Raw genomic sequence first — 25,553 nt, 5'->3', positions numbered from 1 at the left:
CGTGCACGGGCCGCGGTGGGCGCCTCGGCCGCGGCGCCGCCGGTCCGGGCGGGAACCCGCACGTGGCCGACGGCGAGTTCGTCACTTGTAGGTGGGGTCTACGTGCGTTTTCTCCGGTGAGCCGCAGCAGATTCCGCCCCAGCTTCCCCACAGGCCGCCGGACGTATTGGATCTGATCTTGTACAGGGTGCCGTTCGGGCGGCGGAAGAGGGCGACCGCGTGGATTTCGTCCACGCCGCCCAGGTCCTCGTTGAGCAGTTCCTGGCTGATGGAGACCGTGTACGTGAGGCGGTTGGTGTAAACGGTGAACACCAAGTCGTCGGACCACGGGTCCTCGCCCCACACCTTCCATTCCCGTAGCTGGTCGCCGGTGGCGCTCGGGACGCAGGCGAGAGTGGCGTTGGCGAAGTATTTGCTGGTCTCCTTGATCGTCAACTGACAGTTGCCCGCCGCGTTGGCCGCCCCCGCGGGTGCCAGGGAAAGGCCCAGCGCGGCGACCAGCGACAGCCCGCCGAGCCGTAAATTTCTTTTGTTCATTTTCTGTTTCCCCTCCTCCGGTGCAAATACCGGTACATCTATGAAGCGCAGCGGGGAAACGTGGCGGCCAGGTCCGGACAGCGGCGGAAACGCCACCCAAGTGGTATGGAAGATCGGGTCTGCCAAGACGACGCCCAGCCGGATGCAAGATCTCTCCAAGTCGGGTCGCCTAGCGTCCTGGCCATGAGAAAGACACATGTCATCGGTGGAGTTCTGGCCTTGGTGATCGGCGTGGGGGTCGCGGGCCCGGCGCAGGCGGCCTCGCGCATTCACTGGGGTCCCGTCCAGTCGTCGGCGGGGCACTCCGGGTATGCCAAGGCCGACGTCTGGATCACCGGCTTCAAGGCCGAGACGTTCGTCGTGTCCGGGAAGCTCTACGACCGCGACAAGCACCGCGATCATTGCGCCTACGTCCGTGCCCGCTTCCACTACGCGGGCGGCGGCACCGGATGGAGCCAGCCTCGCGTGACCTGCTCGGCCAAGAGTTCCTTCCGCCTCAGCTCGGACGGAGAGATCAAGCGGGTGGACGTGCGGGTCTGCCTCTACGATCGCGGGCTGCGCAAGACCTTCAAGTGTTACGCGGACGCCATCAAGCCGGAAATCATCGCGAACTGGCCCCAGTGACCAGGCTGGTCCATCGGGTAATGACGGACCGGCCCGCCGGATTCGCGGCGGGCCGGTCCGGTTGATCGCGGGTCAGCCTCGGGCGCTCAGGGGGCGCATGTCCGTCCAGACCTCCTCGATGTGGGCCAGGCAGGCCTCCTTCTCGCCGGAGAAGCCTTCGGCGCGCCAGCCGTCGGGGACGGGGCGGTCGGCCGCCCAGATGGAGTACTGCTCTTCGTGGTTGAGGACGACCAGGTATTCGCTCACACTCGCTCCTTGATTCGGTTCTTCAGGGTTTCGTAGCCGATGACGTCGTCGGGCAGCGCGTCGGGGACCATCTCGTCGAAGCGCCACAGGCCCCTGATCCAGCGGGCCACGAAGACGGCCGATGCCATGACCAGGGCGAACAGGATGTACATGAAGGCGATGCCGCGGCCTTCGCCGGTGCCGATCACCGCGCCCACCGTGGTCGCCAGGGCGCCGCCCTCGGCGAAGAGAGGTTCGAACAGCGCGGTGCCGTACGGGGCGACCAGGCCGAAGCCGAGGGGCAGGGTGGAGAAGGCGACCAGCTGGTTGAGGGCGAAGACCCGGCCGTGGAAGCGCTGGGGGACCTTGACCTGGATGATCGTCGCGTAGATGCCGTTGAGGATGGTCAGCGACAGGAACATGCCGAAGACGCCGGCCGAGATGACCACCAGGTCCTCGCGGAGGCCGACCACGATCGCCCCGGCGGAGAGGGCGACGGTGGACCAGAGCTGGCCGCGCAGCCGGAGGCGGCGGGGGCCGCCCCAGACGGTCATGATCAGGCCGCCGAGGAAGACGCCGAGGCCGCCGAAGAAGGTGACCCGGCCGACGTCCTCCAGTTCCGCGAAGGACAGCACGAGCGGCGAGACCAGGATGAACAGCGGCGACATGAACAGGTTGACGACGGCGAAGAACAGGAGCATGCGGCGGATGCCGAGGTTGCCCCAGGTGTACCTGAAGCCGTTCACCATCTCGGTGAGCATCGGCTCGCGCCGCCGCCAGGCCATCGTTCTGGGGAACCTGACCAGCAGGACCGTGATGATCGCCACCGTGTAGCTGACCACGTCGATGATGAGGATGCCGCCGAGCCCGATCACCGCCATCAGTCCGGCCGCCACCAGGGGGACGACCAGCTGGGCGACGCCGTTCACCATGCCCATCAGGCCGTTGGCGTGGCCGAGGAAGCGTTTGGGGACGATCTGCGGGATGGCGGAGCCGTACGCGATGCGCTGGAAGGTGAGCGCGATGGACAGGCCGACCAGGAGCGGGTAGATGTGCCAGACCTGGAGGTTGTCCGTCCAGGTGAGCACGCCCAGGCAGAGCTGGGTGCCGCCGGCGGCGATGTCGCTGAACAGGATCACCCGGCGTCGGTCGAACCGGTCCACCACCGTCCCGGCCAACGGGGCGACCAGCATGCCCGGTAGCAGCGCGAGCACGGAGAACAGCGCGAAATTGGCCAGCGATCCCGTGGTGATGTAGATCCACAGCGGCAGCGCGAACTCGGTCAGCGCCGACCCGGTGATCGACACGAGCTGACCGGCGGCCAGCGCCACGAACCGCCGCATGCTCGGTTTGGGGCCGATCCGCACGGCTTCCCGGCCGTCCGGTCGCCCGGCCAAGGCGCCTTCCGGGGACCCCGCCGGGGCACCGCCCGGGGATCCAGCCGAGACGCCGTCCGAGGGCCCCGAGGCGCCGTCCTGGGGCCCAGCCGTGGTGCCGTCCGTGGTGCCGTCCTGGGTGCCGTCCTGGGTGCCGGCCGGTTCGGGGTTCAGGCGGGAGACGCCCTCCAGCCACCAGGTTTCCTCGCCGGTTGTGCGCTCCAGAGGTTCGGTTTCGCCGGAGAGGACGGCGCGGTGGGTGCCGGTGAGGATGTCCGCCAGCTCCTCCGCCCGATATTTCATGAAGTAGTGGGCTGCTTCGTCGAGGACGACGCAGGCGGTCGTGGCGGACACGCAGTGCCACTCCCGGAAGCGCTCCTGGTAGTACTCGACGGCGGGATCGCGTTCGCCGACGACGGCGATGACCGGGGTGGACAGCAGCGGAAGGTCCTGCTCGAAGATCTGGGTGAAGTACCGCTCGGCCTCCCGGGTGCCGACCCGCCGGTTACGGACGATCAGTTTGAGCTCGTCCAGGTCGAACTCCGAGACGTCGAGCCCGGCCGCGCTCAGCGCGTTGATGCGGCCCTGGTCGCCGCCGAGCTCGTCCATCCAGGCGGCGAACTTGGCGAACGGCCCGCGAGGGCGGGCGAAGGGGAAGACGCCGCCGAGGTAGACGGCCTCCGGCGGGCGGCCCGCCGCTTCGAGGATGCGGGCCGCCTTGGTGGTGATCATGACGCCCAGGCCGCAGTGGCCGTACAGGACGATCGGGCCGGTGATGGTGTCGAGGATCTCCTGGGCGTACTCGGCGGCCACCTCGTCGATGGGCCGGGGCTCCTCGCCCAGTTCGTTGCCGGGCACGGCGAGGGAGTAGAGCGCCCAGTCGGCGGGGAGCACGTCGGCGAGGGGCTTGTAGATGATGGCGCTGCCGCCGCCGTAAGGCGCGCAGACCAGGGTGGCCTTGACGGCCCTAGGAGGGGTGAGCCGGTGCAGGAGCCGGGCCGGGCCCTTGACGGTGCCGGGGTCGAGGAGGTGGGCGAGTTGCCGTACGGTCGGGTGTTTGAACAGGTCGAGCAGGGTCGCGGTGTGCCCGGCCTTGCGGAGCCGGGCGACCACCTGCATGGCGAGCAGCGAGTGCCCGCCGAGGTCGAAGAAGTCGTCCAGCACGGATACCCGCTCCAAGCCGAGCACGGCGGCCCAGACCTCGGCCACGGTCTCCTCGATCGGCGTGGCGGGGTCGGTGAACTCGGCCCCGGGTTCCGGCCCGGAACCGGGGTCGGGCAGTGCGGCCCGATCCACCTTGCCGTGCGACTTCAGCGGAAGCCGGTCCAGCCAGACGTAACGCGCGGGAACCATGTAGTCGGGCAACCGCTCGCGCAGCCAGGCGCGTAGTTCGGCGGTGTCCCCGGCCTCCCCGACCAGGTAGGCGACCAGCCGCTGCTCCCGCAGGTCGACCACGGCCTGGGCGACCCCGGGATACTGCCCGAGCAGGGTCTCGATCTCCCCGAGTTCGACCCGGTACCCCCGCACCTTGACCTGGAGGTCACGGCGGCCGAGGAACTGGAGTTCCCCGGAGGGCAGCCACCGCCCCAGGTCCCCGGTCCGGTAGAGGCGTGACCCGGCGGGGCCGTACGGGTCTGGTACGAACTTCTCGGCGGTCAGCCCGGGGCGGCCGAGGTAGCAGCGCGCCAGCCGCTCCCCGCCGAGATGGATCTCCCCGGGCACCCCGACCGGCACCGGCCGCCCGTAAGTGTCGAGCACCCGGACCTGCGCCCCCCGCAGGGGAACGCCGATGGGCAACATCCCGGACAGCGTCCCGACCTCGTGCGTGGTGACCCCGACCGTGGCCTCGGTCGGCCCGTAGTGGTTGACCACCCGCACCCGGGTCGCCAGCTCGGCCGCCCATTCGGCGGGCGCGGCCTCCCCGCCGAGGATGAGCAGCTTGCGCGGCAGCAGCTCCCCGGGCTCGGCCTCGGCGAGCAGCGCCGCCAGATGGGATGGCGTGATCTTCAGGTAGTCGGCCGGCCATCGGCGGAAATAGTCCACCAGATCCGGCGCCGCCGTCCGCGACGGCAGCAGGTGCAGGCACCCTCCGCTCATCAGCGACAGGTAGAAGACCGTCACCCCGAAGTCGAACGCCAGCGACTGCAGCAGCGCGAACGCCGACCCCGGCTCGACCCGGAACCGATCGTGCACGCCGGACAGGTAGACCAGCACCTCCCGGTGCTGCACGGCGACCCCCTTGGGCCGCCCGGTGGTGCCCGAGGTGTAGATCACGTACGCGAGATCCCCCGGCGTGACCGCGCTGTCCACCGGTTCGGCCCGCTCCCCCACCGCGTCCAGACAGACGGGTACGAGCCCGGCAGGCAACAGCTCAGGGGTGGTCACCGCGATCGAGATCCCGGCGTCCGCCACCATGTACGCCACCCGCTCGCCCGGCAGCTCCGGGTCGATCGGCACGTACGCCGCCCCCGACTTGAGCACCCCGACGATCGCCACCGCGAGTTCCGCCGACTGCTCCAGGCAGACCCCCACCCGGTCCCCCGGCCGTACCCCCAGCTCCCGCAGCCGCCAGGCCAGCCCGTTGGCCCGCCGGTCCAGTTCCCGGAAGGTGAGCCGGTCGGCCCCGAACACCACGGCGGGCGCGTCCGGCGTACGGGCCGCCGCGGCGGCCACCAGCTCGTGCAGGAGTTCCCGCTCCAGCGGCTCTGCGGGCTCCGCGGCGCCCAGCGCGAGCACCCGCTCGGCCTCCCCCGGCGGCAGCAGATCCAGCTCGGAGATCCGCGCCCCGGGATCGGCCACCATCGACCGCAGCAGCGCCACGAAGGACGCGGCCAGCCGCTCGATCGTCTCCGCCGTGAACAGATCGGTGCAGTAGATGAAGGTGGCGGCCATGCCGTCCACGCCCTCGTACAGGTAGAGGGCCAGGTCGAACCGGCTCACCGTGACGTCGGCCGCGAACCCGCTCACCTGGACGGCGCCCGCCGCCGGAGCCGCCCCCGTCTGGTAGTTCTGCAACGCGAACATGACCTGGAAGATCGGGGTACGGCTCACGTCGCGGGCCACGTTGAGCTCGTTGACCAGCTGGTCGAACGGCAGCTCCTGGTGGGAGAAGGCGTCCAGCGCGGCGTCCTTGACCCGCCCGAGCAGGTCGGTGAAGGCCGGGTCGCCGTCCAGGTCGGCGCGGAGGGCGAGGGTGTTGACGAACATCCCGACCAGCCCGTCCAGCTCGGGCAGCCCCCGGCCGCTGATCGGGCTGCCGACCGCGAAGTCCTCCTGCCCGGACCACCGCCCCAGCAGCACCTGCAGCGCCGCCATGAAGGTCATGTACGGCGTCGCCCCGTGCGCGGCCCCGAGTTCGGCCACTGCGGCCTCCAGCGCACGGGGGATCACGAAGCCGTGCCCTGCCCCCCGGGGGCTCTGCTCGGCCGGGCGGGGCAGGTCGGCGGGCAGGTCCAGCGGGGGCACTCCGGTCAGCCGGTCCCGCCAGTAGGCGACGTCGGCCTGGTAGGCGGGGGTGCCGGTGCGGGCGCGCTGCCAGATCGCGTAGTCGCCGTACTGGATGGGGAGCGGCTTCAGCGGCCGGCCGCCGAGCATGGCGAGGAGGTCGCCGAGCAGCACGTCCCCGGACCAGCCGTCGGTGACCGCGTGGTGGGCGGCCAGCTGGAGCACATGCCGCTCGGGGCCCAGCCGGACCAGGGTGGTCCGCAGCAGCGGCCCTTTCGCCAGGTCGAACGGCCGGGCCAGCTCGACCGAGATGAGCTCCTTGGCCTGGTCGGCGGTGTCCGCGGTCAGCACGGTCAGGTCGATCTCGGGCTCGTCGGCGACGTCGATGGACGGCAGCCCGTCCTCGGAGGTGCGAAACCGCGTGCGCAACGTCTCGTGCCGCGCGGTGACCTGCCGCAACGCCTCGGCCAGCGCGTCGGGGTCGAGCGGGCCCTCCAGCCAGACCGCGAACGGCACCGTGTACGCCGCCGTGCCCGGCCGGTACTGCTCCAGGAACCAGAGCCGCTCCTGGGCGTGCGAGAGCGGCGGCGCCGTGCCGGGCTCACGCGGGCTGATCGCGGCGGCCACGGTACGGCGGCGCAGCCGCTGCCGAAGCAGGGCCTGCTTGGCCTGGGACAGGTCGGGGGAATGGGTCACGAGTTCTTCTCCATCAGGCGCTGTGCTTCCTCGTCGGAGAGGTCATCCAGTTCGGCGAGCAGGAGGTCCTCGACCGCCGAGGCGAGGTCGGCGACGGTGGTGTGGGTGAACAGGGTCCGGATCGACACCTCCACGCCGACCGTGCCGCGCAGCCGGGCGGCCACCCGTACGGCCAGCAGGGAGTGCCCGCCGAGCTGGAAGAAGTCGTCGAAGGCGCCGATGCCGTCCAGACCGAGCAGGTCGCTCCAGACGTCGGCGACCAGTGCCTCGGCGTCGGTGCGCGGGGCGACGAAGGTGTCTTCCCTGCCGGGTTCCGGGTCGGGCAGGGCGAGCCGGTCGAGCTTGCCGTTGGGGGTGAGCGGCAGCGCGTCCAGCCTTACGAAGGCGGCCGGGACGAGCGAGGACGGCAGGCGGGCGATCAGCTCCTCGCGCAGCCCCGCGGTCTCGCCCACGACGTACGCGACGAGGTTGTCCCCGCGTACGGCGACGGCGGCGCGGTCGACCCCGGGGAGGGATTCCAGGACGGATTCGATCTCGCCGGGTTCGATGCGGTGGCCGCGCAGCTTGACCTGGTCGTCGTTGCGGCCGAGGTATTCGAGGGTGCCGTCCCAGCGCCAGCGCACCAGGTCGCCGGTGCGGTAGAGGCGGGTGCCGCCGGGGCCGGGGACGAAACGTTCCGCGGTGAGTCCTGGGCGGCGGAGGTAGCCGTGGGCCAGGCCGAGGCCGCCGATGAGGAGTTCGCCGGGGGCTCTGGGCGGGACCGGGCGCAGGTGCTCGTCGACGACCGCCACCTGGGTGTTGCCGATCGGGCGGCCGATGGCGAGTTCGGCGGGGTCGGCGGGGACCTCCCAGGCGGTGGACCAGATCGTGGTCTCGGTGGGGCCGTACACGTTGATCAGGCGGGTGACGCGGGTGCGCAGTTCGCGGGCCAGACCCTGGGTCAGCGCCTCGCCGCCCACCAGTGCGGTCACCTGGGGCAGTTCGCCGTCCAGCAGCACCCGCCAGCCGGACGGAGTGGCCTGGACGTGGGTGACGCCGTGGTCGGCGACCAGACGGGCGAGCGCCCGTCCGTCGAGTGCCGTCTCGGGGTCCGCCATGACGATGCGCCCACCGGTGACCAGCGGCAGATACAGCTCAAGTCCCGAAATATCGAAGGAAAGCGACGTCAGCGCCAGCCAGACGTCCTCGGGCCCCGCATCGAGCAACTCCCGCATCGAGACCAGGAAGTTCAGCAACGCCCGATGCGGAACTACCACGCCCTTCGGCCGCCCGGTCGAACCGGAAGTGTAGAGCACGTATGCGGGATCCTCGGGCAGGGGCGAGGCGAAGTCGCTCCCGCTGATGTCCCGGGTGGCCTCGTCCATGCCGCCGAGGAGTGGCCCCGCATGCCGAAGCGGGATGACCGGGATCGCTCCCGACCCCCCGGCTGCGCCGTTCTCCGCCGATCCGGCATCCTGCCCAGCGACCGTCGAGGGGCTTCCTTCCTCTCCTGCGGCACCCAACTGGATGACCGGAATCTCTCCGGCCTCTCCGAACGAGCGGTCGGCGAGAATCACTCGGGGCCGGGCGTCCGCCAGGACGAAGGCGATGCGGGCCTGCGGATAATCCGGGTCGAGGGGCAGGTAGGCGGCGCCCACGAGCATGGTGGCCAGCATGCCGGTCAGCGCGTCCGGGGAACGTTCAGCGAGGATGGCGACGAGATCGCCCCGGCCGACCCCCTCGGCGCGGAGCCGGGCAGCAAGGCGGTGGGCGGCGGCGCGAAGTTCGCCATAGGTCAGGTGACCAGAGGTCACCCCGCCGGAGCTTGGGCCGCCGTGGGCCGGAGTGGCGTGGGCCGGAGTGGCGTGGGCCGGAGTGACGTGGGCCGGAGTGGCGTGGGCCGGACCGCCGCGGGCCGGACCGCCGCGGCCCGGAGTGGCGTGGGCCGGACCGGCGCGGCCCGGAGTGGCGTGGGCCGGACCGGCGCGGCCCGGAGTGGCGTGGGTCGAGCTGCCGGTGACGGCCACCCGGTCGGCGGGCTGCCGTTCGATCAGGTCCAGCAGTGTGCCGCCGGATATTTCGAGATTCGGGCCTTGTGTCCAGGTTGCTAAGGCGGCGTCGTCCTCGGGTGTCCGCATCGACAACATCGACACCCGCGTCGTGGGATCGGCGGCGATGTCGTACAGGCACTCGACGAGCCGCGCGGCCAGCCGCTCCACGGTCGGCCCGTCGAACAGCGCGGCGTCGTAGTCGAAGACCAGGTTGAGCCCGTCCGTCACCGGCCACGCGGTCAACGTCAGATCGAAGGCCGTCTTGATCGCCCCCGCGTTGTACGGCTCATGCCGCATCCCCGCGAACCGCGCCGGCAGATTCCCCTCAGTCGTCTGGCTGTGCAGGATCAACATCGTCTGGAACAGCGCCGACTGCCCGAGATCCCGCCGCACCCCGAGCACCGACTTGAGCCGCTCGACCGGCACCTCCTGATGGGCCAGCGCGTCCACCACCGTCGCCCAGGTCCGCCGCAGCAGCTCATGGAACGGCGGATCCCCGGACAGATCCGCCCGCAACACCAGCGTGTGCGCGAGATACCCGATCACCGACTCCAGCTCCACCCGCCCCCGCGCGGCCGTCGGCGATCCCACCGCGAAGTCGGGCTGCCCGGTGTGCCGGGCCAGCAGCGCCTGGTAGGCGGCGAGCAGCACCATGAAGAGGGTGACCCCGCTCTCCCGCCCGGCCTGCTCCAGCCCGGCCACCAGGTCGGCGGGCACCCGAGCCTGGTGCACCGCGCCGCGCCGTACGCCGTCGAGCGGCCGGGGCCGGTCCAGCGGGAGTTCCAGCACCGGGACCCCGGCCAGCCGATCCCGCCAGTGCGCCAGCGCGGCCTCGCCCTCGTCCAGGGCCTCCCGCTTCAGCTGCCAGATCGACACGTCCCCGGCCTGAACGGGGAGCGGCGGCAGCGCGACGCCCTCGTACAGGGCGGCCAGCTCACTGAACATCACGTTGACCGACCAGCCGTCGGCGATGATGTGGTGCATCGCCACGCAGATCACATGGTCCTCGGGCGTGATCCGGATCAGCGCGGCCCGGACCGGCGGCGCCGCAGCCAGGTCGAACGGGACGTTGACCTGCGCGGCGCAGTACCCGCGCACCCGCTCCTCGGGCAGCTCCAGCCAGGCCGGCTCCGCTTGCCCCTGCTGGTCGATGACCAGCAGGGGACGCCCGTCGTCGGCGGGGAACCGGGTGCGCAGCGACTCGTGCCGGTCCACCAGCGCGGCGTACGCGGCGGTGAATCGCTCCCGGTCCAGCGGCCCGTAGATCCGCCGGGCCAGGTACATGTTGCCGGAGGCGTCGCCCGGGTCGAAGTGGTCCATGAACCACAGCCGCTCCTGCGCCGCCGAGAGCGGCACCGGCGTGCCGGGCGGGCGCGGCTCCAGCGGAACCACGCCGGGGTCGGCGCCGATGGCCGCCGCCAGCCCGGACACCGTCGGATTGGCGAAGATCGCGCGTACCGGCACCGGCACCCCGAACGCCTTGCTGAGCAGGGCGGCGGCCCGCGGGGCCAGCAGCGAGCGCCCGCCGAGCGCGAAGAAGTCGTCGTCGGCCCCCATCTGCTCGACCCCGACCACCTCGCCGAACACCCTGGCGATCCGCCGCTCGGCGGGCGTGCCGGGCGCGCGGCCGGTACGCGGCGCGGGGGCACGGTCCACTTGGACGACCGGCCGCGCTTCTACGCCCGTCACCCCCAGGTCGGCGCCGTTCAGCACGGCCGTGAACCGGGCCGCCAACGCGTCGATGCGGGCTTGGTCGAAGAGGGTCGCGTCATAGGTGAAGACCAGGGCGAGCTCGCCACCGTCCCGCCAGGCGTCCAGGGTCAGATCGAACCGCGCCGGAACCTGGTCGAGCTCGAACGGTTCGGCGACCGCGCCACACACCTGCACAGGCTCCGGCAGGGTGTCCAGAGCCAGCATGGTCTGGTAGAGCGGCGTCTGCCCGGTGTCCCGTACCAGGTCGAGTTCGGCCTGCAGCCGCTCGACCGGCACCTCCTCCTCGGCCATCGCCGCCAGCACGGTGGCCCGCGCCCGGGCCAGCAGCTCGGCGAAGGACGGGGCGCCGGACAGGTCGGCCCGGAGCACCAGCACGTTGCCGAGCCGCCCGAAGACCGGCTCCAGCTCGACCCGGCCCCGGCCCGCGGTGGGCGCGCCCACCCCGAAGTCGTGCTGGCCGGTCTCGGCCGAGAGCACCGCCTGGTACGCGGCGAGCAGCACGCTGAACAGGGTCGTGCCGTGCCGCTGCGCCAGCTCCTCCAACGGCCCGACCGGCACCCTGGCCCGGACGACGGCCCCCCGGCGGGCGGCGACGGCCGGACGGGGACGGTCGGTGGCCAGCCGGAGCACCGGCAGCCCGGCCAGCCGCTCCCGCCAGTGGGCCAGCGCGTCCGCCCCGAGGCCGAGCGCCTCCCGGCCCTGCTGCCAGGCGACCACATCACCGTGCTGTACGGCCGGGGGTTCCCGGTCGGGGTCGGCCAGGTCCTCGATCAGCACGTCCAGCGACCACTCGTCCCCGGCGATGCCGTGGAAGACCACGCAGAGCATGTGCTCGCCACCGACCCGCACCAGCACGGCCCGGACCGGCGGCGCGGCGGCCAGGTCGAACGGGGCGTTCACCCGGGCCGCCAGCAGTGCCCTGGCCTCGTCCTCGGTGGCGGCGGCGAGCTGTTCGAGGGTGATCGCCGGGTCGGGTTCGATGACCGCGACCGGGCGGCCCTCCAGGTCGGGGAAGCGGGTGCGCAGCGCCTCGTGCCGGGCGACGGCGGCGGTCAGCGCGCGTTCCAGCGCCGCCACATCCAGCGGGCCGCGCAACCGCCGGGTCAGGTGCAGGTTCTGGGAGGCGTCCTCAGGGTCCAAGCGGTGCAGGAACCAGAGGCGTTCCTGGGCGGGCGAGAGCAGTACGGGGGTGCCGGGCGGGCGGGGCTCCAGCGGGATCGACACGGTGTCGAGCCCGTCCAGCACGGCGGCCAGTCCCGCCACGGTGGGAGCCGCGAACAGCTCCCGTACGGGGATCTCCACGCCGAGCCGCCGGGTCAGCCGGGCGGTGACCTTGGTGGCCAGCAGCGAGTGGCCGCCCACCGCGAAGAAGTCCGCCTCAGCGCCGACCTCGTCCAGGCCGAGCACCTCGGCGAACGCCTCGGCCACCACCCGCTCCGACTCGGTGCGCGGCGCGATCTCACCGGTGCTCCGCGCGGGCGCGGGCAGCGCGCGGCGGTCCACCTTGCCGTTGGGTGTGAGCGGCATCGCGTCCAGACGCACCACGGCCGACGGCACCATGTACGGCGGGAGCCGCTCGGCCAGCGCCTCCCGAGGATCGACGCCGTCCCCCACCAGATACGCGACGAGCACTTCGCCGTGCACGGCCACGACGGCCTGGCGTACCCCGGGGAGCTCTTCGAGCACGGTCTCGATCTCGCCCAGCTCGATGCGGTGGCCGCGGAGTTTGACCTGGGTGTCGGCGCGGCCGAGGAAGTCGAGCGCGCCGTCGGGGCGGCGGCGGACCAGGTCGCCGGTGCGGTAGAGGCGGGCGCCGGGCGGGCCGTACGGGTCGGGGACGAAACGCTCGGCGGTGAGGGCCGGGCGGGCGAGGTAGCCGTCGGCGACGCCGAGGCCGCCGAGGTGGAGCTCGCCTTCGGCGACCGGTTCCAGGCGGTCGTCCAGGATGTGGACCTGGGTGTTGGCGATGGGCGTGCCGATGCTGACCGTGGCGGTGCCGCGCGAGACCTCCCAGGCGGTGGACCAGATCGTGGTCTCGGTGGGGCCGTACACGTTGACCAGGCGGGTGAGGCGGTCGGTGAGGGTGCGGGCGAGGGAGACGGGCAGGGCCTCGCCGCCGACCAGGCCGGTGACGGTTCCGGCGAAACCGGCGTCGAGGAGGACGCGCCAGCCGGAGGGGGTGGCCTGGAGGTGGGTGATCCGCTCGGTTTCGACCAGGGTGCGGAGGCGGGCGCCGTCGCGGGCGGTCTCGGTGTCGGCGATCACCAGGCGGGCGCCGGTGATCAGGGGGAGGTAGAGCTCCAGGCCCGAGATGTCGAACGACAGGGAGGTCAGAGCCAGCCAAATGTCGTCAGGGGCCGCGTTGAGCAGGGTGCGCATCGCCCAGAGGAAATTGAGCAACGCCCGATGCGGGATGACGACGCCTTTCGGCCGGCCGGTGGAACCCGACGTGTAGAGCACGTACGCCCGATCCGACCCTTTCCTCTCGCTTTTTGGCGATATTTCGGGATTTGGGGTTATGTCTTCGAGGGTTAGCACGTTCCGGTTGGGCAGCGAGGAGCGCAGGTGGCGCTGGGTGAGAATGGCCGCGGTGCCGGAGTCCTCCAGGATCATCGCGATGCGGGCCGCCGGGTAGGCCGGGTCCAACGGCAGGTAGGCGGCTCCGGCCTTCAGTACGCCCAGCAGGGCGGAGACCATGTCCGCGGACCGGTCCACGTACAGGGCGACCAGGTCGCCCGGGGTCACACCGGCCTGTTCCAGGCGGAGCCGTACCGCCTCGGCGGCGGCGTTCAGCTCGGCGTAGGTGAGGCGGCGGTCACCGGCCACCACGGCGATCCGGTCCGGGGCCCGCTCGGCCTGGGCTTCGAACAGGTCGACAAAGGTAGGCACGTCGGGCAGGTCGTCGGCGGTGAGGGTACGCACGCCCGCTGGGGTCGTCGTTTCCGTCATCGCACACGTCTCCCAAGCCGGGGGTAACAGAGGGCAGGCACCTGAAAAGGCCGCACTGCCGGCGGCGGGAGCGAGCCAGTGGTGGGAGCGTTCCCACGCACTCCGAGGCTAGGATTGCGGGTGAACGCCGTCAACAGATCATCCATATTTCAGAAAGATTCAATGGAAATACGGCCTTCATCTGGGGAGATTTAATACGGCCGGAAATAGCGCTTGACGGATGCCCGCCCGGATCCATTAGTGTTTCATGGGAGCGCTCCCAACATCTCGGGTGTCTGGGACACTGTGGGTGCCCGGACATGTCAGGGAGAATCGCGGGATGACCATGTCCGAGCAGGCGTCCGAAGACCGGCGGCGTGCCCTGGTGGCCAGGCTGCTCGCCCAGAAGGCGGCCCCGCAGGGGGTCACTCCGGTCCCGCGCGACGGCTCCCCGCTCCCCTGCTCGCACGAGCAGCGCCGGATCTGGCTCGCCCAGCAGTCCGACCCAACCGCCGCGCCCAACGTCACCCTGGGCGTCCGCCTCAGCGGACCGCTCGACCTGGGCAGGCTGGCCGCCGCCTTCACCGCGCTGACCGCCCGGCACGAGGCGTTCCGTACCACGTTCACCCTGATCGACGGCGATCCGCACCAGGTGATCCGCCCGGGCCTGCCGTCCCCGCTGGAGTACCTGGACCTGAGCGCCCTCCCCGAGCCCGAGCGCGAACCCACCGCGCTGGCCATGGCCCTGGCGGCCGGAAGCGAGCGTTTCCCCCCGGCCACTGGACCGCTGCTCCGCCTGAATGTCTACCGGATCACGCCGGACGACCACCGGTTGTTCCTGGTCTGCCACCACATCGCCGCCGACGGCGGCTCGCTCGCCCTGGTCGCCGACGACCTGGCCGCGCTGTACTCCGGGCGCGAACGGCCACCGCTCCCCATCCAGTACGCCGACTACGCCGCCTGGTCGGTCCCCCGGAGCGCGGCCCGGCTCGCCGAGCGGTTGCCGTACTGGACCGAGCGACTGCACGGCAGCCCGCCGCCGCTCTTCGGCGGCAAGTCCACCGGCGACCCGGCTTCCGGCCGCGCCGGGGCGACGGCGCTGGTGCGCGTGGACCGGGAACTCGTAGACCGGCTGCGCCGCCTGGGCGACGGGGCCACCACGCCGTTCGTGACGCTCTGCGCGGCCTATTTCGTGCTGCTCCAGCGTATGACGGGACAGCGTGACCAGACCGTCGGCATCGTGTCCGCGTCCCGGACCCGCCGGGAGCTGGAGCCGGTGGTCGGCACGTTCGTGAACATGCTCCCCCTGCGGGTGGCGTTGCCCGCCGGGCAGAGCTTCCCCTCGCTGATCACCAAGGTCCGGGAGGCCGCCGCCGGGGCGCTGGCGCACGAGATTCCGTTCGACACGCTTGTCTCCCAGGCCGGGATCGCCCGCATTCCCGGGGTGCATCCGGTCTTCCAGACGTCCTTCGTCCACCGGGAGGATCCCAGGCCGCCCGCCGACTGGGACGGGCTCGCCGCCTCGGTCTGGGATCACGAGGTGGACGACGCCACTCTCGATCTGGCGATGACCGCGACCCCGCGCGGCGGGGAGTACGAGCTGGCCTTCACCGGACGGCTGGCCCGGTTCTCCCCCGCCGAGGTACGCGAGCTGCCGGCGACCTTCGCCGCCCTGCTGACCGAGTTGTCCGCCTCCCGATAATCGGCTTTCCGGCGACCGGGCCGGAATTCCCGTCACTCCACCCACCAGCACCGCTGTCTCCCAGCTCGCCAGCCGACTATCACGCGCGCATGTCATGGGATCGACCCGGGGTCCGATCCCATGTTTCCGCATTGCATCATGTACCGCCCGAATAGCGGTACCCGCGTCTCAAATCGGGGGACTCGTCGCGGTGAGAAATGGCATCGACGCAGGTGGAGCGTGCCAATTACGCACCCGGTCCGGCCGCCCGCCCACAGTTAACACGAACTTCACGCCGAGTTCGGACGACCCGCAAAGGCGGCACCGCGCGTCCGCCCAGATCAGCGAAGGGTCTCCCACTCCATCGGGCGGGATCACACGAATTGTCCCCATCTGCATAGTCAAAGCCTGATATTTCAGCGTTTGGTGGGCGATGCGACTGTCCCTTCTAGTCCGGCCCCGTAAACGACCGGGTTCCGCCTGGCCGGGGTTGGACGAAGGAGGGACTCGTGCAGCGAGTCATCGCGCCCCTGGTGGCGTTATGCGCCACTCTCGCCCTGTCCACCGCGCTCAGCTCCCCCGCCTCGGCGACGCCGCCCGGCATCCCGTCGGCGGCGACCGCCACCTCCCAGCTCGCCGCCCTGACCGTCGCCAACGAAAGCAACTCCGGCACCTACAACCGCGCCCTGTTCCCGCACTGGATCACGATCTCCGGCACCTGTGACACCCGGGAGACCGTGCTCAAGCGGGACGGCAGCAACGTGGTCACCAACTCCAGCTGCTCCGCCACCTCCGGCAGCTGGTACAGCCCGTACGACGGCGCCACCTGGACCCTCGCCTCCGACGTGGACATCGACCACATGGTCCCGCTCTCCGAGGCCTGGAAGTCCGGCGCCTGGGCCTGGACCACCAGCCGCCGCCAGGAGTTCGCCAACGACCTGTCCAGCCCGCAGCTCTGGGCCGTCACCGACAACGTCAACCAGTCCAAGGGCGACAAGGACCCCGCCGCCTGGAAGCCCTCCCGCACCGCCTTCTGGTGCACCTACGCCAAGTCCTGGATCGCCGTCAAGTACAAGTACGGCCTGAGCCTCCAGAGCACCGAGAAGTCCGCCCTCACCACCATGCTCGGCTACTGCTGACCCAACTCCCGGGGGCTGCCGCCGGTCAAAGCGGCGGCAGCCCTCCCCTCAGCATGCCGCGTGCAACAAGTGCGGCGATCCTTGGCATTCGTTTCCCAAGTGACCGGTGTGCCTGGTCTGATGCCCGAGACACAGGGAAGGTCTTTTAGGAGGTGATATTTCCAACTAAGTTTGTAGGGATAGTAGGAGGTTCTGATGACTCTGCCCGACTTCCTGGTGATCGGTGTGCCCAAAGCGGCCACCACCGCCCTGCACACCGCGCTCGCCCAACATCCCGACCTGCACATGTCACCCATCAAGGAACCCAAGTTCTTCCTGACGGACGGCCCGCCCCCGGCCGAGGGCGGCCCCGGCGACGCGGAGACCTACCGGGAGCACGTCTGGCAGCGCGCCGACTACGAGGCGCTCTTCGAGCCTGGCAAGATCAACGGGGAGTCCACTCCCTTCTACCTTTATGACCTTGAGGCCCAGCGCAGAATCCACCGCCTCATCCCCCAGGCGAAACTCATCGTCGTGCTACGCGACCCGGTGGAACGCGCCCACTCCAACTGGACTCACCTGTGGTCGGCCGGCCTGGAGCCCATCGGCGACGTGGTGGAGGCATGCGCCCAGGAGAAAACCCGCATCGAGCAGGGCTGGGCCCCCTTCTGGCACTACATCTCCCTCGGCCGCTACGGCGAGCAACTCACCCACCTCTACACGCTCTTCCCCCGCGACCAGGTCCTGATCTTCCGCTACCGCGATCTCCTGAACCACCCGGCCACCACCCTCGACCGCATCTGCGCCTTCCTCGGCGTCCCCCAGGGCATCCTCACCACCGTCCCCCGCGAGAACGTCACCGCCCACCCCTCCGACTCCCGCCTCCACAGCGCCCTCTCCCACCTGGTCCGTCTCGCCGACCGCCTCGCCGGCCAAACCCTGACCACCCCCCTCTCCCGCCTCCTCCAGCACCGCGCCCACCCCCGCCGCCCCCTCACCTGGACCCAACGCCGCGAACTCCTCACCTACTTCGCCGCCGACATCGCCCTCCTCCAGCAGACAACAGAAGAAGACTTCTCCGACTGGCTCCGCCCCCGCGACCGCTCCGGCGGACTGGTCGGCACCCGCCCCACCGGCCAATCCCAATCCCGCAACGGCCGTCCTCAGGCCTGACGGGTCGTCATGCCAGCCGCTCAGCTCGCCGCGCGTTCACCGCGAGAGCGAAGACGGGCCGGACCTCGGTACATTCGCCTCGCGAGAATCGCGCCGAGACGACGACCACGAACGCCGTGGAATGTCGCCGGGCCCGGATCCCCGTCCGCCTGGCCAGCTTCCTCGGCGACAGCCGGACAAGATCTTCGAACAGGTACTCGGCGGAGGCGGCGGTTCCATAGGTGGTGAACCCGGCGCACAAGATCGAACGATGCGGCCGGTCGTTGCCCCCGCTGTGATCGGTCAGGATGATCAAGCCATAGTCGGTGGCCGGATATCCGCCCGCGATGTGCGGGTCGAAGTCCTTTATCGAGAACTCACGGCCGTGGTAATCGGCGATCTCCAACGTGTCGGCCACATCATCGAAGGAGAGCTTGCGCAGGTCATGAGCTCGAAGAAAGTCTTCCAGGAACGCCACGGCGGCCTCGTTCTTCGCGGGGCCGCCGAGGATCACCAGATCACGATCAAGTCGATTGCGGATGAACCCGCTCAGGTGAATGGTGACGTCCTTACCCGGATACAGCGATGTCAGCGCTCGCACGCAGCTTGCCACCGCCCGCACCTGGCCGTACCCCGTCAACGGACGGCTGGCCGGAACGCCGTGCGTCGCCCGTTTCACCGAGGACGTCGTCAGCACCAGGTCGATCGGAGCGGTACGGGAGAACCGCAGGATCCGCCGTCCGCGCTGGAACCGCTGGACCCAGTACCAGATCGCGGCCAGGACGGGTAATGTCCCCAGAATCGACAGAGCGAGGCTGATAGCGGTCATCGCCCTCGTGTGGCCTCCGGCCGAATCCCCACCATGGCTGTGACCTCCTCCATAAGTTCGGCCGTCCGGGTGACCACGAAATCGAACTCGAGCGGCAGCAGGTCGGGCCGGGACGGCCCTCGCGGCACTGCGCGCACCGAGCAACCGGCCTCCGTGGCGATCAGGGCTGCGGCGGCGAAATCCCAGTACATCAACCCGTACTCGAAGAAGGCCGCCCAAGAACCGGTGGCCACCTGGCAGATATCCACCGAGGCCGCCCCCTGCTGGCGCGTCACCCAGCCCGCCGAATAGAGGCCGCCCAACGCGTGCGCCATACGCGCGGCCACACCGGGTCCGTCCTTGGGGACACCGAATGCCGCGATCCGCTGCGCCCTCGGGGCGATCGCTCCGACGAACTCGTCCTTTACCAGCACTCGGCCGTTGCGCCTGGCGCCCTCCCCGTGGATGGCGGTGAAGATCTGGCCAGTACGGGGGAGATGCACGACACCGACCAGGGACCGCAGGTCTTTGGCGTCGACAAGCGCGGCGCACACCGCGAATTCCCCCGCACCGGCGATGACGTTGATCGTCCCATCGACGGGATCGACGATCCAGCAGAGACCCGAGCGCCCCAGAACTCTCCCGGGATCCTCTTCCGACATCAGCGGCACGTCGAGAATCCGGGGCAGGGTGGCGGTCAGATACGCGTCTATTCGTTTGTCCAGGTCTGTCTGCGGATTGTCGTCGGCTCTGGTCACATGAATCTCGGTCAGCTCACCGTGTGGCACGTCGAGGACAACCTCCTCGACCAGCTCCGCGATCCGAGCCAGGTTCATCATTTTCCGTCTCCGCAGCCCATCGCTAATGATGGCCGCACGTCACGGCATCCAAATGTCCCATCTGGCCGTAAATCCACCGATATGTGACACGAATGCCCTCCGAAAGTGGGACCGAAGGATACCAGCCGAGTTCTTGCCGGGCGCGTCCGATATCGGGAATCCGCGCCCGCACGCCGGTCGGCCCCGCTTCCTCGTACCGCGCTTTCACCTTGACGCCGGCGACCTCGGAAACCATTTCCACCAACTCCCCGATATTGACCAGTTGGTCACTGGCCAGATTGACCGGTCCCGTAGCGCCGGCCTGGGCAAGAGCGATCAATCCCGTAACACAGTCGTCGATGTAAAGAAAGCTCCTCAACTGTGCCCCGTCGCCCCAGACAAGAACATCCTCCGACTTCCCGAGGGCCACTTCAGCGACCTTCCGGCAGATGGCGGCGGGTGCCTTCTCCCGCCCGTCACACCAGGAGCCGAGAGGGCCGTAGACGTTGAACAACCGCGCGATCCGCACCTGAAGACCGCTGGACGCGGCGGCATAGCCGCACAGCCGTTCGGAGAACAGTTTTTCCGAACCGTATCCGCCCTCCGGAGCCTCCGGGTACACCAGCGACTCGCTCAACGGAACAGGATCGGCACCCTGCAGGGACGTCGGATAGACACAGGCGGAGGACGCGTAAAGAAGCGTGCCCACACCATCATCGATACAGGCACGTAACATGTTCACCGTGATGGCGGCCGTCGCGGCACAACGCCAGTCGTTCTCGGAGATATAAGCGATGCCACCCATATCGGCGGCAAAATGATATACGGTCCGCACGTTACGCGTGAGACGGGCACAGGTCGTCGGTTCTCGTAGGTCGGCGACCACATTGCGGGCCGCGGACCGCTGCCACCAAGAATCCAGCGGTTTGACATCTACGGCGATAACCGGCTGTCCGGATTCCACCAACCGCCGGACCACATGTCCCCCGATGAAGCCACCGGCGCCCGTTACCAGCACTTCCCCGCTCAAAATGATCGTTCCCTGTCTCAGGGCGATGTTGGCATGAGATTACCCTGGGCATCTCCCCCTGCCAATGTCCAAACCCTCCAGCGCCCATGATCTCCGCCCATTACTCCGCGAATCCTAATTTATCCGGACAAATGGACGCGCTGGGTGGTCTTTGAGTACGGGGCTACTCATGTCTGGGGGTGCGGGTCGCTGAATCGTGGGGAATATGGTGACCAGTCCCTTACGGGTGGCCCTCGCGTTGGTTTTGGTTGTTGCGGGGTTGTCCGTGTACAGCGCTCCAGCAAGGGCGGCGGCGACGCAGCCGCTCACTGTGCGCATTCTCCTGGTGAACTGCATCGATCCCTGTCGTAACGAGGGGCTTGAGGCGGCCGGGGAGAGTGCGCCCGACTTCTATGCGGAGATCACGTTCGCGGGGTTTCCGACGCATACCACGCCCCGAGCTCCCGACGATCAGGAGCAGGTCACGCCGTTCTGGGAGGTGACGCGGGATATTCCGACCACCGTGGTCGAGCAGGACATCGCCATCCTGATCAAGGACCATGACTCGACCAGCGCGGACGACCTGGCCGACAGCTCGCCGCGGGTGGGCGACCCCTACACCCGGGTCAAGGTGAACATGATCAACGGCAAGGTCACCGGCGACCTGACCTCCTCGGCGGGGTGCGTGGCGGGTAACGGCGAACCCGGTGGCGGGATCTTCGGCGCCGATCCCCAGCCGGCCGTACAGGTCTGCTTCGAGATCACCCCGTCGTCCGCCGCGGACTCCGACGGCGACGGCTTCACCGACTACGAGGAGTACCGCGGCCGGGACTTCGACGGCGACAACGTGGTCGATCTGGTGCTCCCGAACGCCGACCCCACCCGCCGGGACATCTACGTCGAGATCGACTACATGCGGGGCCTGCGCCCGCAAACCGGAGTGCTGTCGACGGTCGAGGGCGTCTTCAACAACGCGCTCGTCACCAACCAGCAGACGGGCGCGAGCGGCCTGGCCCTGCACCTGCTGGAGGACGAGGAGGTCCCGTTCGCGACCACGACGTCCTTCAACAATGTGCCGCCCGACGCCCCGGCCGACGACTTCGACAACATCAAGCTCGGCAGCCCGGAGAAGGCGTGCGGCACCACCGGAACCGGCCGGTTCGGCACCGCCGCCGACCGGGCCAGCCCGCTCTGCGCGGACATCCTCAACTTCAAGCGCCAGCGCTTCCGGTACGGCCTGTTCGTCAACGGCCTGACCGGCGCGGGCACCACCTCGGGCCGGGCCGAACTGCACGACAGGGGCGGCAACGACTTCGTGGTCTCGCTCGGCCGCTGGACCACCAACATGTTCACCAACGTGGGCGGGCGCAAGGCCGCCGAGGAGGCCACCCTGCTGCACGAGCTCGGCCACACCTTCGGCCTCGGCCACGGCGGCCGCCGCGACAACGGCACCGTGGACCTGGTCAACTGCAAGCCGAACTACCAGAGCGTGATGAGCTACTCCTGGCAGTTCACCGACCTGGACGCCAACCGCCCCCTGGACTACCAGCGCTTCGGCAAGGCGACCCTGGTCGAGAACAACCTCGACGAGACCGCCAACCCGGGCCTGCCCGGGGTGGTCCGCCCGGTCATCTACGGCGTGGGCGGCGTCGTCACCTACGGCTCGGCCAGCGGGCCCATCGACTGGACGGGAGACGGCCCGCCGTTCTCGGCCAGCGCGCAGGCCAACATCAACCACCTGCCGACCGTCGGCAACGACTGCATCAGCACCTCCAACACCGAGACGCTGCTCAGCTCGCCGGACTGGGACCGCCTCCAGTACAACTTCACCAACAGCCCGCACTGGTCGGACGGCAACCGCGGCGACATGCCCGCGGAGCTGACCGGCGAGGAGGTGCTCACCGCCACCTCGGCCGACCTGACCGCCGCGCTCACCGTGGACAAGACCGACGCGAACGGCGGCGACACGGTGACCGCGACGGTGACGATCGGCAACAAGGGCGGCAGCGGCTCGACCGCGACCTCGGTGACGTTCACGCCGCCGGCGGGCAACCCGGTCACCCGGACGATCCCCGACCTGGCGCCCGGCGGTTCGCGGACCGAGACGTTCACCTACACGGTCCCGTGCACGGTGACGGACGGCGGCACGCTGACCGCGACCGCCACGGTGACCGGGAAGAACGCCCAGGGCACCCCGGAGCCGGCCGAGCTGCTGGCCGACAACACGGCCTCGGCGACCACCAGGGCGCACGTCCCGGTGCTGACGTTGACCCCGTCCGCGACCGCGACGGTCAACGCCGGTGAGGCGATCACCTACACGGTGAGCCACCGCAACACCGGCAGCGCCGCCGCCACGGGCGCCACGCTGACGTACACGCTCCCCGCGAACGTGTACTACAGCACCGGCCTGGACACCGGCGCGGGCCCGCGTCCCGCCACGGTGACCAGGAACGCCGACGGCACCACCACGCTGACCTGGAACCTCGGCACGGTCGCCGCGAACGGCACGGGCACCGTCGCCTTCACCGCGCGGCCGAGCCTGCTCCTGGTGGCGGGGACGCCGGTGACCGGCACGGCCAGGGTGTCCTACGGCGGCGCCAACGGCTGCGCGTACGACCCGGTGACCGGATCGGCCACGACCACCGTGACGGTGGTCCCGCCGAGCCGCCAGCCGCTGGTCAGCGCGTTGTGGATGGTCCGCACCGACCTGCGCACCCCGGAGGCGCTGGCCCGGGTGCAGGCCACCGACCAGCGCTTCGACGGCGCGGACGGCTCCGCCGCCAACGGCGTGCTGTCCCAGCCGGAGGCGTCGGCGGCGCTCTTCCCGCCGTCCGCGCAGCCGCGCAGGCTGCAGCAGGAGTTGCTGGCCACCCTGCTCAACCTGGCCACCCGCCGGATCAACGCGGGCACGGAGGTCCGCACGGTCACCATCCAGCGGCTCGACCTGGACACGGTGGCCGACGCCGTCAGGTACGCGCAGGCGACCCTGACCCAGCCCCCGACCCTGGCCAACCTGATCCGCTACAACGACGCCTCGCTGGTCCTCACGGAGATCAACACAGGCGTGGCGGAACGCTACTGATCGGAATCAGCCGGTACGCCTTCCGGGAGAGCCTCCGGGAGGCGTACCTCCGTGCGGAGTTCGTGGGCCCCGTCGGAGCGGGTCCACTCGTAGTAGATCCGGGTCCGGCCGTCAGGCAGCGGAACGATGTCCAGGTAGCGCAGCCCGCCGTACACGGAGGAGGCGTGCGGCTCGGTGCCGACGGCGGTCAGCGTGGAGGGGCCGGGCCCGGCGGCGACGCCGGTGCGCTCCTCGTAGTTCTCCAGCGCCGAGGCCCGCCCGTCGTAGAACGCCAGGACGCCGGCCGGCGTGAACCGCACCGCCGAGACCCGCACCCCGCGGGAGTCCCAGTACCCGGGCCGCCGGTCCAGCGCCGTGCCCTGCCAGCTCCATTCCAGGCCGTCCGGGCTGGTGGCGTAGTCGGTGACCATCTGGTCGGCCTCGGCGGGGATCTCCAGCGGATGGCAGGAGGCCCACAGGTGCCAGATCCCGTCGTGGTGCACGATCACCGGGTCCTTCACCCCGGTCTTCAGATCGCCGGGCAGCACCACTTTGGCGGTGGCCGGGTCGAAGGCGTCCGGCCGGTCGGCCTCGAGCAGTTCCACCCGCCAGTGCTTGGTGCCGTAGGTGGCGCAGCTCAGGTAGAGCCGCCAGCGGCCGGACGGGGTGCGGACCAGGGTGGGGCGCTCCAGCGACTCGGTGCGCATCTGGTCCTTGGTGATCGTGAGCAGCGGCTCGAAGTGCGCGCCGTCGTCCACCGAGCGGGCGACCACCACGGCGTACCCACGCCCTTCCGCGAGCGGGCGGCGCAGGCGGTAGGCGAGGTAGACGGCGTCGTCGCCGGCGACGGCGCTGGGCGCGCCGGCCCAGAAGCCGGGGCCGTCGCCCGGCGGGGGCACGGCGACCGTGGAAAGTTGCGGCTGCGGTAGGTACACGCTGGTGTCTCCATTGATCACGGCACGACCATAGACGCCCACGTCCCGGCAGCCGGTCGCTTTTGCCCGTCCGTTAACACCGAAAAGCCTACTGGTAAAGAAGGGTAAAAAGCCCTGAACCGAATCCCGGGGGGCCGCGTATCTCGCCCAGTAAGGGAGTTTCGCGAACTCAGCTACCTCAGCAGTCAAGAACCCCGAGCAGGTTCCAAGGAGGCTTGATGCGATCACGCATCGCCGTTCTCTGTGCCGGCGCACTCATTCTGAGCACCGTCCCCGGCACGGCCCACGCGGCATCGGCACCCCTATCCCCCGTACTGGCCGGCGGCAAACTCGGCAAGGTCACCGCCACCCGGTTCAGCCAGGTCAACCTCGTCTCCGACGTGGCCGGGCAGGCCAGCGTCACCGACCCCAAGCTGGTCAACCCGTGGGGCCTGGCCATGGGCAAGACCCTCTGGGTCTCCGGCACCGGCACCGGCGTGGCCACCGTCTACTCCGGTGCGGTCAAGAAGGAGCAGACCGAGGTCGCCATCCCGGGCGGCGCGCCCACCGGCCAGGTGGTCAACACCGGCCAGGACTTCACCGTCAAGGGCAAGCCCGCCACCTTCATCTTCGCCAGCCCGAGCGGCGCGATCACCGGCTGGAACGCCGAGGTGGACCCGAAGAACGCCATCATCGCCGCCTTCACCCGGGGCGCCGACTACAAGGGCCTGGCCCTGATGACCACCAACCGCGGCTCCTTCCTGCTGGCCCCGTCCTTCTCGCACGGCAGGATCCACGTCTTCGACGAGGACTTCGCCCGGGTACGGCTGGCCCGCTGGCAGTTCCGCGACCCGCGCCTGCCCCGCGGCTACTCCCCCTGGAACGTCGAGGTGGTCGGCAACTCGGTCCTGGTCGCGTACGCCCTGCGGGACGCCACCACGGGCAAGGCCGTACCGGGCAAGGGCAAGGGCTTCATCAGCCAGTTCACCCCGGACGGGCGGTTCGTCGGAAGGTTCGCCGCGCGGGGCGCGCTCAACGCGCCGTGGGCGATGACACTGGCGCCGCGTGGCTTCGGCGGCTTCTCCGGCGCCTTGCTGGTGGGCAACTTCGGCGACGGCTGGGTCAATGCGTACAATCCCCGCAACGGCCGCTACCTCGGCCCGCTGCGCAAGGCCGACGGGTCGCCGATCGCGATCGAAGGCCTGTGGGACCTCGAACGCGGCACCGCGGCCAACGGCGGCGAGAACGCGATCTGGTTCTCGGCCGGCATCCAGAAGGCGCAGCACGGCCTGCTGGGGCTGCTCCGACCGGCCACGGCGAGCTCAGCGGGTACCGGGGCGAGCGCCACCCCGACCGTCACACCATCTGCTACGCCGAGCAAAGCCGGGGGCTCGTCGTACGGTTACTGACCTGGCCCGA

14 protein-coding genes are annotated in these 25,553 nt (G+C 70.2%); 6 read left to right on the top strand and 8 right to left on the bottom strand.

What is annotated here, in order from left to right; translation table 11 throughout:
- Positions 1-81: 81 nt before the first annotated feature.
- Positions 82-537: a hypothetical protein gene (locus tag KIP79_RS07700; protein WP_214103972.1), complete on the bottom strand. Its 456-nt coding sequence runs from the start codon at positions 535-537 to the stop codon at positions 82-84.
- Positions 538-720: 183 nt separating this feature from the next.
- Here KIP79_RS07700 and KIP79_RS07695 point away from each other — a divergent pair, with 183 nt between their 5' ends.
- The gene (locus tag KIP79_RS07695) at positions 721-1,161 is read left to right on the top strand and encodes a hypothetical protein (RefSeq protein ID WP_214103971.1); all 441 of its coding nucleotides are present in this window, start codon (positions 721-723) and stop codon (positions 1,159-1,161) included.
- Positions 1,162-1,233: 72 nt separating this feature from the next.
- Here the strand turns inward: KIP79_RS07695 and KIP79_RS07690 are convergent, their stop codons facing one another.
- The 3 genes from KIP79_RS07690 to KIP79_RS07680 are packed head-to-tail and all read right to left on the bottom strand — an operon-like array spanning position 1,234 to position 13,594.
- Positions 1,234-1,407 carry an MbtH family protein gene (locus KIP79_RS07690; protein WP_214103970.1) on the bottom strand — a complete coding sequence of 58 codons (174 nt, stop codon included), beginning with the start codon at positions 1,405-1,407 and terminating at the stop codon, positions 1,234-1,236.
- On the bottom strand, positions 1,404-6,902 hold the full coding sequence (locus KIP79_RS07685; protein WP_214103969.1) for a non-ribosomal peptide synthetase/MFS transporter: 5,499 nt from the start codon (positions 6,900-6,902) through the stop codon (positions 1,404-1,406). The genes KIP79_RS07690 and KIP79_RS07685 overlap by 4 nt, the downstream gene beginning before the upstream one ends.
- On the bottom strand, positions 6,899-13,594 hold the full coding sequence (locus KIP79_RS07680; protein ID WP_214103968.1) for a non-ribosomal peptide synthetase: 6,696 nt from the start codon (positions 13,592-13,594) through the stop codon (positions 6,899-6,901). The genes KIP79_RS07685 and KIP79_RS07680 overlap by 4 nt, the downstream gene beginning before the upstream one ends.
- 319 nt (positions 13,595-13,913) lie before the next feature.
- Between KIP79_RS07680 and KIP79_RS07675 the strand changes: the two genes are divergently transcribed.
- The 3 genes from KIP79_RS07675 to KIP79_RS07665 all read left to right on the top strand — a co-directional run bounded on the left by KIP79_RS07675 (position 13,914) and on the right by KIP79_RS07665 (position 17,545).
- Entirely contained in the window at positions 13,914-15,275 is a 1,362-nt protein-coding gene (locus KIP79_RS07675; protein WP_214103967.1) for a condensation domain-containing protein, read from the top strand.
- 488 nt (positions 15,276-15,763) lie between these two features.
- The gene (locus KIP79_RS07670) at positions 15,764-16,393 is read left to right on the top strand and encodes an HNH endonuclease family protein (RefSeq protein WP_214103966.1); all 630 of its coding nucleotides are present in this window, start codon (positions 15,764-15,766) and stop codon (positions 16,391-16,393) included.
- A gap of 195 nt (positions 16,394-16,588) precedes the next feature.
- A complete protein-coding gene (locus KIP79_RS07665; protein WP_214103965.1) occupies positions 16,589-17,545 on the top strand; it encodes a sulfotransferase family protein in 957 nt (318 codons plus the stop codon).
- 7 nt (positions 17,546-17,552) lie between these two features.
- On the opposite strand, the gene KIP79_RS07660 is transcribed toward KIP79_RS07665, so the two are convergent.
- From KIP79_RS07660 to KIP79_RS07650, 3 genes are read right to left on the bottom strand one after another with little or no spacing between them, the layout of a single operon-like run.
- Positions 17,553-18,353 carry a hypothetical protein gene (locus KIP79_RS07660; RefSeq protein WP_214103964.1) on the bottom strand — a complete coding sequence of 267 codons (801 nt, stop codon included), beginning with the start codon at positions 18,351-18,353 and terminating at the stop codon, positions 17,553-17,555.
- Positions 18,350-19,168 (bottom strand): inositol monophosphatase family protein, encoded by an 819-nt coding sequence (locus KIP79_RS07655; RefSeq protein ID WP_214103963.1) that lies wholly within the window; start codon positions 19,166-19,168, stop codon positions 18,350-18,352. Before KIP79_RS07655 ends, KIP79_RS07660 begins: the two co-directional genes overlap by 4 nt.
- Before the next feature lie 25 nt (positions 19,169-19,193).
- Positions 19,194-20,180 carry an NAD-dependent epimerase/dehydratase family protein gene (locus tag KIP79_RS07650; RefSeq protein ID WP_214103962.1) on the bottom strand — a complete coding sequence of 329 codons (987 nt, stop codon included), beginning with the start codon at positions 20,178-20,180 and terminating at the stop codon, positions 19,194-19,196.
- A 310-nt stretch (positions 20,181-20,490) separates the two neighbouring features.
- On the opposite strand from KIP79_RS07650, the gene KIP79_RS49260 reads away from it, so the two are divergent.
- Positions 20,491-23,241: a CARDB domain-containing protein gene (locus tag KIP79_RS49260; protein ID WP_214103961.1), complete on the top strand. Its 2,751-nt coding sequence runs from the start codon at positions 20,491-20,493 to the stop codon at positions 23,239-23,241.
- Here KIP79_RS49260 and KIP79_RS07640 read toward each other — a convergent pair.
- On the bottom strand, positions 23,235-24,176 hold the full coding sequence (locus KIP79_RS07640) for a hypothetical protein (RefSeq protein WP_250212821.1): 942 nt from the start codon (positions 24,174-24,176) through the stop codon (positions 23,235-23,237). The two genes, KIP79_RS49260 and KIP79_RS07640, sit on opposite strands and share 7 nt — an antisense overlap.
- A gap of 197 nt (positions 24,177-24,373) precedes the next feature.
- Here KIP79_RS07640 and KIP79_RS07635 point away from each other — a divergent pair, with 197 nt between their 5' ends.
- The gene (locus tag KIP79_RS07635; RefSeq protein ID WP_214103960.1) at positions 24,374-25,543 is read left to right on the top strand and encodes a TIGR03118 family protein; all 1,170 of its coding nucleotides are present in this window, start codon (positions 24,374-24,376) and stop codon (positions 25,541-25,543) included.
- Positions 25,544-25,553 lie beyond the last annotated feature (10 nt).

The sequence above is a fragment of the Acrocarpospora catenulata genome, assembly GCF_018476525.1.
Taxonomy (GTDB): domain Bacteria; phylum Actinomycetota; class Actinomycetes; order Streptosporangiales; family Streptosporangiaceae; genus Acrocarpospora; species Acrocarpospora catenulata.
This window is presented reverse-complemented; position numbering and strand designations above follow the sequence as displayed.

Bases quoted from the DNA above. Each gene is read 5' to 3' on its own strand.
- KIP79_RS07665 (WP_214103965.1), top strand. From the start codon at position 16,589: ATGACTCTGCCCGACTTCCTGGTGATCGGTGTGCCCAAAGCGGCCACC.
- KIP79_RS07675 (WP_214103967.1), top strand. From the start codon at position 13,914: ATGACCATGTCCGAGCAGGCGTCCGAAGACCGGCGGCGTGCCCTGGTG.
- KIP79_RS07635 (WP_214103960.1), top strand. From the start codon at position 24,374: ATGCGATCACGCATCGCCGTTCTCTGTGCCGGCGCACTCATTCTGAGC.
- KIP79_RS07700 (WP_214103972.1), bottom strand. From the start codon at position 537: ATGAACAAAAGAAATTTACGGCTCGGCGGGCTGTCGCTGGTCGCCGCG.
- KIP79_RS07660 (WP_214103964.1), bottom strand. From the start codon at position 18,353: ATGACCGCTATCAGCCTCGCTCTGTCGATTCTGGGGACATTACCCGTC.
- KIP79_RS07655 (WP_214103963.1), bottom strand. From the start codon at position 19,168: ATGAACCTGGCTCGGATCGCGGAGCTGGTCGAGGAGGTTGTCCTCGAC.
- KIP79_RS07695 (WP_214103971.1), top strand. From the start codon at position 721: ATGAGAAAGACACATGTCATCGGTGGAGTTCTGGCCTTGGTGATCGGC.
- KIP79_RS07680 (WP_214103968.1), bottom strand. From the start codon at position 13,594: ATGACGGAAACGACGACCCCAGCGGGCGTGCGTACCCTCACCGCCGAC.